We start from the raw sequence: 15112 nt of genomic DNA, 5'->3' as shown, positions 1-15112 counted from the left end.
CAGCACCCAAGATACCCTCCCTGGTCGGTGGTCCAAATCCAAAGGACCGATACCATGACCGAACCCCGCAATCCCGTCACCATCCTGCTCGGCAACCCGGCACAGCACGCCATCACCATCGGCGATACGCTGGCCACGCTGAACCGCCGCCTGCCCTTCCTTGCGCGTCATCGGCCGTTCCTGATGCTCGACGACGGCGCAGAAGCGCCGCTCGATACGGTCCTCGACCATCTGGCCGTCGGCATCGACGCCGAGCAGTGCACGATCTTCGTCGCCGAACAGGTACCGGAGCTGAGCGATATCGGCCACTGCTTTGCGCCGCTGCTGCCCGCCTCCCGCACCGCGACGGCGATGACCGCGATCCGCCCGGCGCTGGCCGCACTGCCACAATCGGCGCACCTTTCCGAAGCCAACCGCATTGCCCGTCACTGCAACAACCTGGCCGGCCGCGAACTGCTGCCGGAGGCGCTGGCGCTGCCCGACACCCGCCGGACACTCGCCCCACTCGGCCGTGAAGTCCGCCTGAGCGCAACGCCGGCCGAACTGCGCGCCGCCGTGCTGACGATGGCGCTGCCGACCGAAAAATGCAGCGTCGAGCAACATCCGATCTTCGCCTACCTCGATGCCTTCGAATCGGACATTCCCTTCCTCGACGACCTGAAAGCCAAGTTCCGCCGTGGCGGCCTCGCCGACGACGTATTGCAACTGCATCTGGCGCATTGCCTCGAAGCCTTTGTCGCCCCGCTGCGCGAGCGCCGTGCCGCACTGTCACGCGACGCGGTGACGGCACAACTGCAACGCGGCATCGAACGGACCCGTGACGTGGCCGCGCGCACGCTGATCGAGGTCCGGCATGCGCTTGGCTGAAACGTACCGCCCAACAGAAAAAAAGCGAGGCTCCGGCCTCGCTTTTTTTTGCGCCCATCGTTGCAAGGCTCAGAAGTAGTGGAGCCCCAGTGCCGCTTTCACCTCGGACAGCGTCTGCGCTGCGACGGCACGCGCCTTGTCGGTGCCCTGCGCCAGCATCCGCATCACTTCGGCCGGATCCTTGGCAAACTCGGCACGGCGCTCGCGGATCGGCGCGAGCAGCGCCTGCAAACGTTGTTCAAGATGGCGCTTGATCACCATATCGCCAAGACCGCCGCGACGGTATTTGGATTTCAGGTCGTCGACGAAGGCGATATCCGGCTCGAACGCATCCAGATAAGTGAACACGACGTTGCCTTCGACCTGGCCCGGATCGTCGACGCGCAGGTGGTTCGGGTCGGTGTACATCATCTTCACGGCCTTGCTGACCTCGTCGGCGCTGGCCGACAGCGCCAGTGCGTTGCCGAGTGACTTGCTCATCTTGGCCTTGCCGTCGATGCCCGGCAGCCGGCCCATCGCCGGAATCACCGGCGCGGCTTCGACCAGGATGTCCTGGCCGACATTGGCGTTGAAGCGGCGGACGATTTCGTTCGATTGCTCGATCATCGGCGCTTGGTCGGCGCCGACCGGCACCAGCGTCGCCTTGAATGCGGTGATGTCGGCCGTCTGGCTGACCGGGTAGGCGAGAAAACCCGCCGGAATATCGCGCTGGAAGTCGCGCAGGCGGATTTCTTCCTTCACCGTCGGATTGCGTTCGAGCCGCGCCACGGTGACAAGGTTCAGATAGTAGAACGTCAGCTCGGTCAGCTCCGGCAGCTGCGACTGGATGAAGATCGTGCTTTTCGCCGGATCGATGCCGACGGCCAGGTAGTCGAGGGCGACTTCGAGCACATTGCGACGCACCTTGTCGCGGTCGCCCATATTGTCGGTAAAGGCCTGCGCATCGGCCAGCATCAGGAACTGCCTGTGCTGATCCTGGAATGTGATGCGGTTCTTCAGCGAACCGACATAGTGGCCCAGATGCAGCGGCCCGGTCGGGCGGTCACCGGTCAGGATGATCTGGTTCGGGGGAATGGCGTTGCTGTTCATGGTGCGGGCTCCCTGATCTGGATGGTCTGAGCCGCTGAACCGGTACCGCAGAAACACACATGCCGCCCGGTCCGGCGGCATGGTTCACGCAAACATCGTGGCCTGCCGCTGTCTCAGCGGCGCCACCAGCGGCACGAGGCCGGACGGACGATTGCGGATATTGGGTACATGCAGGGCATTCTGGTCGCGATCAGTCCGGCTGTCCAGCCTTGTGCAGCCTGCCTAGCGGCCCGAGCACCGCTTCGGTATTGGCCGTGCAGGCGCCTTGCAGGGTAGCGACGTCGATGTCGCGCAGTTCGGCCAGCACCGCGGCGATGCGCGGCAGCTGGTCGGGCGCATTGCGGCCCGGCGGCGGCCCGGCCAGCCACGCCGGCGGAATATCCGGTGCATCGGTCTCGAGCACGATCGCATCGAGCGGCAATTCGGTCGCCAGCCGGCGTATCCGCTGCGAACCGCTGTAGGTCATCGCGCCGCCGAAGCCGAGCTTGAAACCGAGCTTGAGAAACGCGTCGGCCTGCTGGGCGCTGCCGTTGAAAGCATGGGCGATGCCACCGCGAACCCGCCATTTGCGCAAATACTTGAGCACCTGGTCCTGGCTGCGGCGGATATGGACAATCACCGGCAGATCGACGTCGCGTGCGAGCCTGAGCTGTGCTTCGAACACCGCGACCTGTCGTTCGGCATCGAGCCCGGGCACATAGAAATCGAGACCGATTTCACCGACCGCGACCGCCGGCTCACGCCCAAGCAAGTTGGCCAAGTCGTCAAGGTGTTCATCGCGGTGCTCGGCGACATAGAGCGGGTGCAAGCCGTAGGCCACCGCGCAACCGTAGCGTTCCCGCATGCGGCCGGTCGCGGCAAACGTCGCTGCGCTGACGGACGGTACGACCAGTTGCGCGACCCCGGCGAGCATAGCCGCAGCAACGATTTCATCGCGATCGGCATCGAACTCGGGCGCGTCCAGATGACAATGACTGTCGGTCAGCACGGAACTCTCTCGGGCGTTTACTATCTGTGTCTAACTGGCGGCCGCGTACTGCGGCTGCGATACCACAATAATGCCATACCGAATGGGGATCATATGGGCAGTGAATTATGGATTTGGGGCGTGTTCATCGGCGTGGTGCTCACGCTGCTCGCCTTCGACCTCGGCTTCCTGAACCGCGGCAACAATGAAATCAGCATCAAGAAGAGCCTGAAGCTCTCGGCGTTCTATATCGGCGCGGGCCTGCTGTTCGGCGCCTGGGTCTGGTCGTTCAAGGGACCACAGGCCGGGATGGACTACTTCACCGGCTTTCTGGTCGAAAAATCGCTGTCGATGGACAACGTGTTCATCATCTCGCTGATCTTCACCAGCCTGGCGATTCCGCGCGAGCTGCAGCACCGCGTGCTGTTCTGGGGCATTCTCGGCGCCATCGTCATGCGCGCGGTGATGATCGGCCTCGGCGCGGCGCTGGTACACCAGTTCAGCTGGATCCTGCTGGTCTTCGGTGCCTTCCTGATCATCACCGGCATCAAGATGCTGGTCGCCAACGACGAAGACCCGGACATCGAAAACAACCGGATGTTCAAGTTCTTCAAGCGCCATCTGCGCATGGTGCCGACGCTGCAGGGCAACCACTTCTTCGTCCGCGGCGAAGCGATCGGCAAAAAAGCCGGCTGGTGGGCGACGCCGCTGTTCCTGGCGCTAGTGATGGTCGAAGCGGCCGACCTCGTGTTCGCGGTCGACAGCATTCCGGCGATCTTCGCGATCACGCAGGACCCGTTCATCGTCTACACGTCGAACATCTTCGCGATTCTCGGCCTGCGCGCGCTGTACTTTGCGCTGGCGGCGATGGTGCACCGTTTCCACTACCTCAAGTACGCGCTCGCGGTGGTGCTGGTGTTCATCGGCTGCAAGATCGGCCTCGTCTACATGAACATCAAGATTCCGTCGGTGCTGTCGCTGACGGTGACCTTCGGCCTGCTGCTCGCCGGTGTGCTGTACTCCTTGTACAAGACCCGCGGCGAAGCGTTGCCGAAGAACTGATCCCGCAGCCTCACGGCAAACGGCCCGGATTGACCGGGCCGTTTTTTATTTGCGGTCGGCCTCGCGCCGGTTGAGCCACCATGAATGCAGTGCCGCGACGATGATCAGCAGCGCGGCAATCCCGCCGGTCAGCGCCTCCGGCACATGGATGATCGGCGCCAGCAGCATCACCGCCGCCAGCGAGCCGATGGCCCAGAACGCACCGTGCTCCAGATAGCGGAAGGTCGACAGCGTCCCCTTCTCGACCAGCAGCAGCGTGAAGCTGCGCACGAACATCGCGCCAACACCCAAGCCGATCATGATCAGGAAAATGTTCTTGGTCAGCGCAAAGGCACCGAGCACGCCGTCGAACGAGAACGACGCATCAAGCAGCTCAAGGTAGATGAAGCCTGCCCAGCCGGTCTTGACCGCCGCACCGTCGTCCCCGAGCAGCGCGCCCAGGCTTTCGACGATGGCATAGATCACCACGCCCCACAGCCCGGCCGACAGAAAGCGGTACGCTTCGTGCTCGGGCAGCGCGCTCGCCAGCGCCAGCAGCACTGCCAGCGACAGGATCGCCGCCGCCATGTTCAGCCGGCCAATGTGCGCCATGCCGGCTTCGAGCGGCTTGATCCAGTGCTCGCGCTTCTCGCGATTCAGGAAAAACGCCCAGAACACCATCATCAGGAAGGCACCGCCGAATGCGGTCACCTCGATGTGCGCCGACGTCAGCGTCGCCGCATAGTGATCGGGGCGCATGATCGCCATCGTCAGCACGTCGCTCGCCGGCCACTGGCCGCTGACCGCCCACTCATACAGGGACACCGGTCCCGGCAACGGCGGCGCTTGGGCGATCACGCCGACGATGACCAATGGAAACAATAATCGCATGCCGAATACGGCGACCAGCATCCCCCAGAGCAGGAAGCGGCGGCGCCATTTTTCGTCCCAGTTTTTCAGGATCGATGCGTTGACGACGGCGTTGTCGAACGACAGGCTGGTTTCGAGCAGTGCCAGATTGAACGTGACCCAGAGCCCGGCCCAGCCGCCGATCATCCACGCCAGCACAAGGCCGACCGCGGTGACGGCAAACGAAGTGTGGAAATAGCGCAGCATGACGAACAGCATAGTGGCAAAGCGCCATTATGCCCGCGAAAGCGGCCGGTTCAGGCACCCTCGTCTGATCCAGCACAAGCCGGGTACGGTGGACTTGGTCCGCGTCAGGCAAAGCCTCTATACTTTTGCCTTTGCACAATACGCTGTTTCCCCGAACGGAGCCCCGCATGAGTCACGCCTATCACGATCTGGTTCAAGCGCATAACGCGCTGCTGCAAAAACAGGACGCCCCGCTGTACAGCTCGCTCGAAGGCCTGAATCTGCCCGCCCGCGCTGCGCCGGCCGCCGACGCGCCGGTCGTCATGATTTTTGCGCCGCACCCGGACGATGAATGCATCATCGGCGCACTGCCGCTGCGCCTTGGCCGTGAAGCCGGCTTTCGCGTCGTCAACGTCGCCGTCACCCAGGGCTCGAACCTCAAGCGCCAACCGGAACGCTGGGTTGAAGTCGCCAATGCCTGCGAACTGCTCGGCTGGGAACTGCAGGAAACCATTCCCGGCGGCCTGATGGGCGTGTCGCCGAAGACCCGCAGCGACGATTCGGTCGCGTGGGCCGAGAAGGTCAACGTGCTCGCCGCGCTGATCGAGCAATACCAGCCGGCCGTCTGTGTCTTGCCACACGACAACGACTACCACTCGGCCCACATCGGCACCCACTATCTGGTCATCGACGCCCTCAAGCGAGCCGGCCACGCCTGCACCGTGGCGCAGAGCGAATTCTGGCGCCAGATGGATGCACCGAACGCGCTAATCGCCACCAGCAACACCGATACCGCCGACCTGATCGCCGCGCTGGCGTGCCATGTCGAGGAAGTGCGCCGCAACCCCTACCACCTGCGCCTGCCAGGCTGGATGGCCGACAACGTCCGTCGTGGCGCCGAAGTCTGCGGCGGCCAGGGTGCCGCGGCGCCGACCTTCTCGTTCGGCACGATCTACAAGGTCAGCCGCTTCGACGGCAGCCAGCTGCTCGACAATCCGAGCAAGTACACGCTAGCCGAAGGCGACGACATCAAGGCGCTGCTCGGCTGAGCACGGCGTTCACGCGCATGAGAAACGGCTGCCCCTGGCAGCCGTTTTTTTGTATCGTCACCGCGCGCGATCAGGTGTATCTGTCGGCCCCGGCCGCGATCAGCGATGCTGAGAACCTATCCCAGCAGGCACAACCCAACCGCCTGATGAGATAGGTTATGAAGGCATTACGCCCCTGGAGAAAGCGATGAAGACCATTGGACTGATCGGCGGCATGAGCTGGGAATCGACCGTCGTCTACTACCAGGAAATCAATCGTCGCATCGCGCAAACGCTGGGCGGCGTGCACAGTGCACGCATCGTCGTCGATTCGATCGACTTCGCCGAACTGGTGCCGTTGCAGGAGCGCGGCGACTGGGATGCGGCAGGCCAGTTGCTGGCCGGCTCGGCCCGAAGGCTGGCAGCAGCCGGCGCCGACATCGTGCTGATCGGCGCCAACACCATGCACAAGGTCGCCGCCGACGTCGAGGCCGCGACGACGCTGCCGCTGCTACACATTGCCGACGCCACCGCGGCGCAGCTCCGCGCCGACAGCCACACCCGGGTCGGCCTGCTCGGCACCCGCTATACGATGGAACAGGCCTTCTACACCGGCCGGCTCGCCGAGCACGGCATTGAAACACTGATCCCCGACCCCGGCGGTCGCGACCGAGTTCACCGGGTCATCTACGACGAGCTCTGCAAGGGCGTGTTCTCCGAGGCCGGCCGCACGATCTACCGCGCCGAGATGGCTGCCCTGGCGACCCGCGGCGCCAGCGCCATCGTGCTCGGCTGCACCGAAATCGGCCTGCTCGTCACCGGCGACGACAGCCCCGTTCCCCTGTTCGATACCGCGCTGATCCATGCGCAAGCGGCGGCCGACTGGGCGCTCGGCGACTAATTAAGCGCCGCGAACGAAACCCAGTGCGGTGCTAGCAAAGCGCGCAAACGCAGACAGTACAAGCCGTGCAACGCAGTCGGCAGCGTTTTGTTAGCTCCCCTAAAAGCGCAACACTTCGCCGGCGCGGCGCTTGAGTTCGAACTGGATCAGCTTGTAGGCATCGAAATCGAATTCTGCCGGCCCCGCAGCCTGCAGCGCCCCCAGCTCGGCAGCCTCGTGGATCACGCCGAGATGGCACCAGCGGTCGATGACGTGAATCTCGGGCGCCCATTCCGGGCCTTCGACCAAGCCCACCGGACCCGGGTACGGCCAGTCAGCAAAGCTGTGCTTGGCCAGCAAGGACAACAGCCGGGCGTTGTGCGTCGCCAGCGGCTCGTGGCCGATGCACGCCCCCCGGCATTTTCCCAAGGGCTGGGCGCTGCACGGCGCTGCCACGACCGGGCGCGGCTCAAGCCCGAGCAGTTGCCGGCACAGGCCGGTGCCGTCGGCCAGCTTGTCGAGCAGGCGCTGCGCATCGCGGCGCGCGCGGAACGGGCCGAAGACGAAGTCGCGCTGCGGATCGATCTGCCCCAGGGCCGCCAGATCGACGACCTCCGGAATCAGCGCCCTATCGTGCTCGCTCAGCCGCAGCACGCAGGCGCCGGTACTTTTCTTCGGACGCGGATTGTACACCGGTTTGAGCGTGCGGATCAGCCGCGCTTCGTCGAGCATCGCGCCAAATTCGCCGGCCGCTTCGCGCCAGTCGATGCGCGTCAGCTTGCCCAGCATTTCCAGCTCGCGCGGCTTGCGTGCATCGGCGGCGAAATGCTGCAGCACCCGCTTGCGGATGTTGTGACTGCGGCCGACCAGCAAGGCGGCGCCCTCGATGGCGTAGAAGGTATAGCAACCGCCGGTTTCCGGTAGCTCGTCGATCACCGCCGGATCGAGGCCGGCCGGTATCCGCGGCTGGCGCAACAACTCGGCGATGGCCTGCTGCACCACTTCGACCGGATGCTCGCGCAAGGCAACGTCGAGAAAGGCCGGCAGCAGCGCGGCATCGCTCAGCGCGCGATGGCGATCGCCGTCGATCGCCAGACCGTGCCGGGCAACCAGCGCGTCGAGGCTGTGCTTGAATTCCTTCGGATAGAGCTTGCGCGACAACTTGACCGTGCACAGCACCGGCGCCGAAAAACGCAATCCCAGCCGCTGGCATTCCTGCTTCAGAAAGCCATAGTCGAAGCGGGCGTTGTGGGCGACAAAGACCCGGCCTTGCAACTTGGCCAGCACCGTTTCGGCCAGTTCGGCGAAGGTCGGCGCATCGGCGACCATGGCGTCGTCGATCCCGGTCAGCCGCTGGATGAACGGCGGAATCGGCTGCTGCGGATTGACGAGGCTGGACCAGCGCCGCACGCCGTCGTCATCGACCTGGACAATACCGATCTCGGTGATCCGGTCGCTCGCCGGTGTGGCGCCGGTGGTTTCGAGATCGACGAAAACCAGCGGTTCGCTGTAGTAGGGATTGGTCACGCGATTCAGCGCTTCACGAAACGGAAACACTGATGAATGCGCTTGTTGCGGAAATCCTCAGGCACCGACTGGGCCGAAATATCCTCGCACAAGGGTTCCAGCGTTTCGTCGAGCTTGAAGCGGCGCAGATTGTTCGAGAAATACAGCACGCCGCCCGGATTGAGCAGATCGAGTGCGGTTTCGACCAGATAACGCTGGTCGCGCTGGACATCGAGAATGCCGGCCATTTTCTTCGAGTTCGAGAACGACGGCGGATCGCAGACGATCAGATCGAAACGCTCGCCGGCACGCTCGGCATCACCGAGCCATTGCAGCACGTCGGCGCGCACCTGGGTATGCGCCGGCGTATCCAGGCCGTTTTCGGCCAGATTGCGCTTGGCCCACGCCAGATAGGTGTTCGACAGGTCGACCGACACCGTCTCGCTCGCGCCGCCGGCAGCGGCATAGACCGAGAACGCGCCGGTGTAGCAAAAGAGGTTGAGCATGCGCTTGCCCGCGGCTTCGGCGCGCACGCGCTTGCGGGTGTTGCGGTGGTCGAGAAACAGCCCGGTGTCGAGATAGGCATCGAGGTTGACGATGAAACGCAGGCCGTCTTCCTCGACGATGAATTCATCGCCTTCGGTGCCGGTTTTCTCGTACTGCGCCTCGCCCTTCTGGCGCCGGCGCAGCTTGATGGCGATGTCGTCCTCGGGGATGCCGAGCGCCTCGCCGGTCGCGTACCAGATCTCCGCCAGCCAGGCTTCGTGATCCTCGTCGGTCTGAACCCAGCCGGTTTCGACTTCGGCCAGGTGGACCTTGCCGGCATACCAGTCGACGACGACCGGAAACTCGGGCACATCGCGGTCGTACAGCCGATAGCACTGAATGCCGTGACGGCGGGCCCACTTGCCCCAATGCTTGGCATTCTTGGCAAGGCGGTTCTTGTAGCTGGAAAGGTCGCTCATCGGACAGGGCACGGCTCGGGGGGAAAGCCGCATTCTACCGGATGCATCGGCATCGCCGGACGTGCAAAAGGCGGCTCAAGGCCGCCTCGGGTTTGTCGCTACTTGGATCGGGGGCGGTTACTTACCACCACTGCCACCGCCGCCAAATCCACCGCCGGAATTACTACCCGGCCCGGCTTGCTTTTGCAACCAGTTAATCTGGTCCAGACCTGACCCGTGATCGCTGGTCGGTATATCGTTGGGCGCGACCATTGCGGCAAATGCCGCAGCCGAGAACAGACTGGCGACGCAAAAGGCAATCCATTTGGTGAGAGCACGCATTGTTTACAGTCCTCTTTGTTGAGGTCCTGCTTTGACCCCAACGCCTCCGAGGAGTGCCATGTGCCGATACAAGTCCGGATGGGCGGAACAAAGCGGCCACACGGAGCGACGCAATCACGACGAAGCTGCGCGCACCAACTTCACCAAAATTCGTCCAATTACAGAAAAAACCGCAGATAACACCGGAAAAATAGCCACCTTAGGCCGTCACTCCATCACTAGGGCCAAGGCTGGCAGCCATACCAGTCGTCACCTTACACCCCATGGCGCAGAACACACGGTCCTCCAGCCAGACAGATTCGGTTCAGCCTTGCGCTTGCCAGTGCAGCAAACGTTCGAACACTGCCGTGGGTACGTATTGGCGTACGACGCCTTCCCAGCCTTGCGGCCCGACCAGTCCCTTGACCATGGTCGAACTGATTTCGGCGATCTCGCGTGGCGGCATCAGGAAAACGGTGTCGATATGCGGTGCCAGATCGGCGTTGACATAGCGCATCTTGCGCTCGAACTCGTAGTCGGCCGCCTCGCGGATGCCGCGCAGGATGTAGTGCGCGCCTTCCTCGCGGGCATAGTCGACCAGGAAGCGGTTTTCAAAGGTTTCGACCCGCAGATTGGTCAGATGCGCCGTGGTCTCGCGCAGCATGGCCAGCCGCTCGTCCTGCGAGAAGGTGTAGCGCTTGTCCGGGTTTTCGCCGATCGCGATGATCATCTCGTCAAAGAGCTGCACACCGTGCTCGATCATCCACAGATGACCGTTGGTCACCGGATCAAAACTGCCTGCGTAAACGCCTCGCCGCATGGGCGCCATCCGCTGTCGGGTTGTCGATGACGCCACTATAACATCGCGTCAAGGCGGCAATGTTGCGCCATGTCGATGCCCCTGCTGCCCCGGTTTGTCTGGCAGCACGCGCTAATTTAAGATGGGCCGACATCAAAATGAGGAGATCGCCGTGTTGCGCAAGTTTCTGCTGGGAGCGGCACTGGTGCTGTCCCCACTCGCCCAGGCCGATATCGTCATCGGCCAGTCGGTGCCGACCACCGGCCTCGTCGCCAGCACAGGCAGGGCGCTGGCACTCGGAGCCTCGCTGTACTTCTCACGCGTCAATGCCACCGGCGGCATCAACGGCGAACCGATCAATCACGTCGTCCGCGACGACGGCTACGATCCGAAACGGACCATCGCCAACACCCGCGAGCTGATCGACAAGGAAGGCGCGATTGCGCTGGTGTCGTACTACGGCACCGCGACCATGACCGAGCTGGAAAAAACCAAGCTGCTCGACAACGCCGGCATTCCGCTCGTCGGCGTGCATTCGGGCGCCGATGTGTTGCGTACGCCAAGCAGCAGCCCGTTCGTGTTCCACACCCGCGCCAGCTACCGGCAGGAAGTCGAACGCATCGTCAAGCTGCTCGCCGGCAACCTTGGCGTCACCCGGATCGGCGTGATTGCGCAGCAGGACGGCTACGGCCAGGCCGGCTACAACGCACTGAAGGACGCGCTGGCCAAGCACAATCTGACGCTCGCGGGCGAAGCCTGGTACGACCGCCAGAACGGCGACACCAGCAAGGGCGCCAAGGAACTGGCCAAGGCCAATCCCGAAGCCGTCGTGCTGATCACGGTCTCCAGGCCGGCCGCCACCTTTGTCAAACAGTTCCGCGCCGCCGGCGGCACCGCCCAGCTGTACGGCCTGTCACCGATCCAGTTCGAGGAAGTGATCCAGACCATCGGCAAGAAAGAGGCACACGGCTTGGGCATTTCCGAGGTGCTGCCCTACCCGCGCAACGAGCAGCTGCGCTTCGTGCGCGAGTTCCAGCAGGATGCAGGCGCCGTGCTGCGCGACGGCAAGACCCCATCGTACGCAGTGATGGAAGGCTATATGTCGGCGCGCCTCGTCGTTGAAGCGCTCAAACGTGCCGGCAAGAGCCCGACGCGCTCGGCGGTCTACAACGGACTTGCCTCGCTCAAGCATTACGACCTCGGTGGCTTCACGATCGATTTCGGCGACAAGAAGCGCACCGGCAGCAACTTTGTCGAGCTGACGATGATTTCGCCGACCGGTACACTGACTCGCTGATACTCGTAATGACGATCCCGACGATGCCCCGCCCGCGGGGCATCGTCCTTTCGAACCAATCAAAAAGAGACCGCCATGACCGACTTTCCCCGCCCGCTCGGCGCTGCCGACAAGAACAGCCAGACCTTCGCGGTGCTGGTCTGGATCGGCACGATTTTCTTCAGCTTCGTTCCCGCACTGATCGTCTACCTGTTGAAGAAGGACGATGCCTTCTTGCAGGAACACAGCAAGGAGGCGCTGAACTGGGCGATCACGATGCTGCTGCTGACCCTGATCGGCCAAGTCCTCACCATCGTGCTGATCGGCTTCCTGCTGATCGGCATCATGGTGATTGCCCAGTTGATCTTCTGCATCATCGGTGCCGTCAAGGCCAGCAACGGTCAGCCCTGCGCGCTACCGTTCAATATCCGGCTGATCAAATAAGCGCGGCCACGATCGCGCAGTGCCGACAAAAGCCGTCTCGCAGACGGCTTTTGTGCTTTCCGCGAGCCGGAATCAAAAAAACCTTCCAAACCGCCGTAAGCTAGCGTTGAATTAAAGCAGTTCCACCTCGTGCATCGATACTCGCCATGACGACGAACAGCGCGCCGATTCAGCTCGACCCACTCATAGGCTGGCCCAGTCGCAATGCGCTGTCCGTCGCGCTGCTGATCGGCCTGCTGACCTTTGGCCTGGCCTTGCTGGGCATCGTCACCCGCCCGCTGGGCCTGCTCGCCGCCTTCTGGCCGGCCAATGCCGTGCTGCTGGGGGTGTTCGTCCGCCACCCTCGCGCCGCAAAGCTGCCGTCGTGGATTGGCGCGCTTGCCGGTTTCGTCGCGGCCGACCTGCTGACCGGCAGCACCTGGACGAAATCGCTGTTGCTGACCGCCGGCAACTTCGCCTTCATCCTGGTCGGCCTGCTGATCTATCAGACCCAGCGCGACGAAATCCGCCTGCTGCGCCGTCCCGAATCCATCGTTTATCTGGTGCTGGTCATCGTTGCCGGCGCACTGGCCGAGGGTGCGGTTGGCACCGTCATCAACCCGATCCTGTTTCATGGCAGTGCCGAAGCCGGTTTTTCGTACTGGTTCTCGGCCGAACTGGCCAACGCCCTCGCGATCGTGCCGGTGATTCTTGCGTTACCGACCTGGCGTGCCTCGTCGCCGGAAAGCTTCCGGCTCGCCCGCTTTCGCCCTAGCGCCGAATGGGTGCCGGCGGCGGTGTTTGTCGCCAGTACCGTGATCGCCATCAAGCTCGACGACCCGGGCTCGATCGCCTATCCGATCCCGGCACTGCTCTGGTGTGCCATCAGCTACCGCCTGTTTACCACCAGCTTGCTGACCTCGGGCTACGGCATCGCCATGCTGCTCTGCATCTCGACCGGGCAACTGCACCTCGGCGACAGCACCTCCGACCTTCACACGCTGCTGGCGCTGCGTATTGCCATCGCCCTGATCGCGCTAGCCCCGCTGATGGTCGCCAGCGTCATGGGGACGCGCAACGCGCTGCTCAAGCAGTTGCAGCATCTGGCGACCCACGATCCGCTGACCGATGCACTCAATCGCGGCGGACTGATGGATCGCGCCGATGCGCTGATGCAGCAACTGCACACGGCCCGGCAAGCGGTATCGGTGCTGATGCTCGACATCGACCATTTCAAATCGGTGAACGACCAACACGGTCACGCCGCCGGCGACCGCGTGCTACGCGAATTTGCATACATCGTGCACGGCATGCTGCGCGATACCGACATTTTTGGCCGCGTCGGTGGCGAGGAGTTTGTCGTCGTCCTGCCCAATTGCGATCAAGCCAACGCCTGGCGCATTGCCGAGCGGATCCGCACCCAGTTCGGCCAGCACGAGCTTTCCGCCAACCCCGCGGCGCCACTACGCGCCACCGTCAGCATCGGTATCGCCAGCGCGGAGATTGCAGAGCCGGCGCTCGGCGCCATGCTGCCGAACGCCGACGCCGCGCTCTATCAGGCCAAGCATGCCGGGCGGGATCGCATCGTCGCCGCCAGCGCAGGCTGAGGCACCCCGCCCATGAAAAAGGCTGCCCGAAGGCAGCCTGTTCCCGGTACTTGCTACGGGAAACGCAGCCGGAAGCGACGAGGTCAGGAGAAGAAGTCTTTGACCTTGTCCATGAACGACTTGGCACGCGGATTGTGCTTGCCCGGTTCGCCCTGGCTGATTTCCTCGAACTCCTTCAGCAGCTCCTTCTGGCGGCTGGTCAGGCTCACTGGCGTCTCGAGCACGACGTGGCACATCAGGTCACCGGTGATCGCGCTGCGCACACCCTTGATGCCCTTGCCGCGCAGCCGGAACACCTGGCCGGTTTGCGTGCCGGCCGGAATCGAGATCCGCGCCTTGTTGTCCAGCGTCGGGATTTCGATCTCGCCACCCAGCGCCGCCACGGTAATGCTGATCGGCATTTCGCAATGCAGATCGTTGCCTTCGCGCTCGAACACGCTGTGCGCCTTCAGGTGCACGACGACGTACAGATCGCCCGGCGGGCCACCGTTGACGCCCGGCTCACCCTCGCCTGACAGGCGGATGCGGTCGCCCTCGTCGACGCCGGCCGGAATCTTCACCGCCAGCGTCTTGTTCGACTGCACCCGACCGGTGCCATGGCAGTTGCGGCACGGATCCGGAATGTAGCGGCCGCTGCCGTGGCAGGTCGGACACGTTTGCTGGATGCTGAAGAAACCCTGTGACACGCGCACCTGGCCGGCGCCGCCGCAGGTGTGGCAGGTCTTGGCGTCGGTGCCGGGCTTGGCGCCGCTACCGTGGCACAGCTCGCACTCGTCGTGCGACGGGATCTTGATCTGCTTCTCGACCCCGCGCGCGGCCTCTTCGAGCGAGATCTCCATGTTGTAGCGCAAGTCGGCACCGCGGTAGACATTGGAGCGACCACCGCCACGCTGACCACCACCGCCGAAGATATCGCCGAAGATGTCGGAGAACGCATCGGCAAAACCGCCGGCGCCGCCGCCGAAACCACCGCCCATGCCGGCCTGCGGATCAACGCCTGCATGGCCGTACTGATCGTAGGCAGCGCGCTTTTGCGGCTCGGAAAGGATCTCGTAGGCCTCCTTGGCCTCCTTGAACTTCTCCTCGGCTTCCTTGCTGTCCGGATTGCGGTCCGGATGGTACTTCATCGCCAGCTTGCGATACGCTTTCTTGATGTCGTCGTCCGCCGCGTCGCGATTGACGCCGAGGACATCGTAAAAATCTTTTTTGGACATGGATTCCACCTAAGCAAAAAGGCACCGGCCCGCCCTGCGCGCCGTGTGCCTTTTC

15 protein-coding genes are annotated in these 15112 nt (G+C 63.5%); 7 read left to right on the top strand and 8 right to left on the bottom strand.

Annotation, left to right across the window (positions count from 1 at the left end):
* Nucleotides 1–54 precede the first annotated feature (54 nt).
* Nucleotides 55–867, top strand: a complete 813-nt coding sequence (locus R0382_RS09305; RefSeq protein WP_432719290.1) for a hypothetical protein — start codon at nucleotides 55–57, stop codon at nucleotides 865–867.
* A gap of 69 nt (nucleotides 868–936) precedes the next feature.
* On the opposite strand, the gene trpS is transcribed toward R0382_RS09305, so the two are convergent.
* Both trpS and R0382_RS09295 read right to left on the bottom strand, forming a co-directional pair.
* Nucleotides 937–1956 (bottom strand): tryptophan--tRNA ligase, encoded by a 1020-nt coding sequence (gene trpS / locus R0382_RS09300; protein ID WP_432719289.1) that lies wholly within the window; start codon nucleotides 1954–1956, stop codon nucleotides 937–939.
* A 190-nt stretch (nucleotides 1957–2146) separates the two neighbouring features.
* The gene (locus R0382_RS09295; protein WP_432719288.1) at nucleotides 2147–2944 is read right to left on the bottom strand and encodes a TatD family hydrolase; all 798 of its coding nucleotides are present in this window, start codon (nucleotides 2942–2944) and stop codon (nucleotides 2147–2149) included.
* A gap of 93 nt (nucleotides 2945–3037) precedes the next feature.
* On the opposite strand from R0382_RS09295, the gene R0382_RS09290 reads away from it, so the two are divergent.
* Complete coding sequence (locus R0382_RS09290) at nucleotides 3038–3985, top strand: TerC family protein (protein WP_432719287.1); 948 nt, start codon at nucleotides 3038–3040, stop codon at nucleotides 3983–3985.
* A gap of 45 nt (nucleotides 3986–4030) precedes the next feature.
* On the opposite strand, the gene R0382_RS09285 is transcribed toward R0382_RS09290, so the two are convergent.
* Entirely contained in the window at nucleotides 4031–5092 is a 1062-nt protein-coding gene (locus R0382_RS09285; protein ID WP_432719286.1) for a DUF475 domain-containing protein, read from the bottom strand.
* A gap of 155 nt (nucleotides 5093–5247) precedes the next feature.
* Here R0382_RS09285 and R0382_RS09280 point away from each other — a divergent pair, with 155 nt between their 5' ends.
* Nucleotides 5248–6108 (top strand): PIG-L deacetylase family protein, encoded by an 861-nt coding sequence (locus R0382_RS09280; RefSeq protein WP_432719285.1) that lies wholly within the window; start codon nucleotides 5248–5250, stop codon nucleotides 6106–6108.
* 187 nt (nucleotides 6109–6295) lie between these two features.
* The gene (locus R0382_RS09275) at nucleotides 6296–6988 is read left to right on the top strand and encodes an aspartate/glutamate racemase family protein (RefSeq protein WP_432719284.1); all 693 of its coding nucleotides are present in this window, start codon (nucleotides 6296–6298) and stop codon (nucleotides 6986–6988) included.
* Between the two features lie 99 nt (nucleotides 6989–7087).
* Here R0382_RS09275 and R0382_RS09270 read toward each other — a convergent pair whose 3' ends face one another.
* The 4 genes from R0382_RS09270 to coaD form a co-directional block, all read right to left on the bottom strand.
* Nucleotides 7088–8524 carry an exonuclease domain-containing protein gene (locus tag R0382_RS09270; RefSeq protein WP_432719282.1) on the bottom strand — a complete coding sequence of 479 codons (1437 nt, stop codon included), beginning with the start codon at nucleotides 8522–8524 and terminating at the stop codon, nucleotides 7088–7090.
* Nucleotides 8500–9438, bottom strand: coding sequence for a class I SAM-dependent methyltransferase (locus R0382_RS09265; RefSeq protein ID WP_432719281.1), 939 nt, complete (start codon nucleotides 9436–9438; stop codon nucleotides 8500–8502). The genes R0382_RS09270 and R0382_RS09265 overlap by 25 nt, the downstream gene beginning before the upstream one ends.
* 117 nt (nucleotides 9439–9555) lie before the next feature.
* Entirely contained in the window at nucleotides 9556–9759 is a 204-nt protein-coding gene (locus tag R0382_RS09260) for a hypothetical protein (protein ID WP_432719280.1), read from the bottom strand.
* 304 nt (nucleotides 9760–10063) lie between these two features.
* Nucleotides 10064–10558: a pantetheine-phosphate adenylyltransferase gene (coaD, locus tag R0382_RS09255; RefSeq protein WP_432719279.1), complete on the bottom strand. Its 495-nt coding sequence runs from the start codon at nucleotides 10556–10558 to the stop codon at nucleotides 10064–10066.
* A 151-nt stretch (nucleotides 10559–10709) separates the two neighbouring features.
* Between coaD and R0382_RS09250 the strand changes: the two genes are divergently transcribed.
* The 3 genes from R0382_RS09250 to R0382_RS09240 all read left to right on the top strand — a co-directional run bounded on the left by R0382_RS09250 (nucleotide 10710) and on the right by R0382_RS09240 (nucleotide 13843).
* Complete coding sequence (locus R0382_RS09250; RefSeq protein WP_432719278.1) at nucleotides 10710–11834, top strand: ABC transporter substrate-binding protein; 1125 nt, start codon at nucleotides 10710–10712, stop codon at nucleotides 11832–11834.
* Between the two features lie 75 nt (nucleotides 11835–11909).
* Complete coding sequence (locus tag R0382_RS09245; RefSeq protein ID WP_432719277.1) at nucleotides 11910–12257, top strand: DUF4870 domain-containing protein; 348 nt, start codon at nucleotides 11910–11912, stop codon at nucleotides 12255–12257.
* A 146-nt stretch (nucleotides 12258–12403) separates the two neighbouring features.
* Nucleotides 12404–13843, top strand: coding sequence for a diguanylate cyclase (locus R0382_RS09240; protein ID WP_432719276.1), 1440 nt, complete (start codon nucleotides 12404–12406; stop codon nucleotides 13841–13843).
* Nucleotides 13844–13926: 83 nt separating this feature from the next.
* Here the strand turns inward: R0382_RS09240 and dnaJ are convergent, their stop codons facing one another.
* The gene (gene dnaJ, locus R0382_RS09235) at nucleotides 13927–15057 is read right to left on the bottom strand and encodes a molecular chaperone DnaJ (protein ID WP_432719275.1); all 1131 of its coding nucleotides are present in this window, start codon (nucleotides 15055–15057) and stop codon (nucleotides 13927–13929) included.
* Nucleotides 15058–15112: the final 55 nt, after the last annotated feature.

Source organism: Jeongeupia wiesaeckerbachi, from assembly GCF_050916355.1.
Classification (GTDB): domain Bacteria; phylum Pseudomonadota; class Gammaproteobacteria; order Burkholderiales; family Chitinibacteraceae; genus Jeongeupia; species Jeongeupia wiesaeckerbachi.
This window is presented reverse-complemented; position numbering and strand designations above follow the sequence as displayed.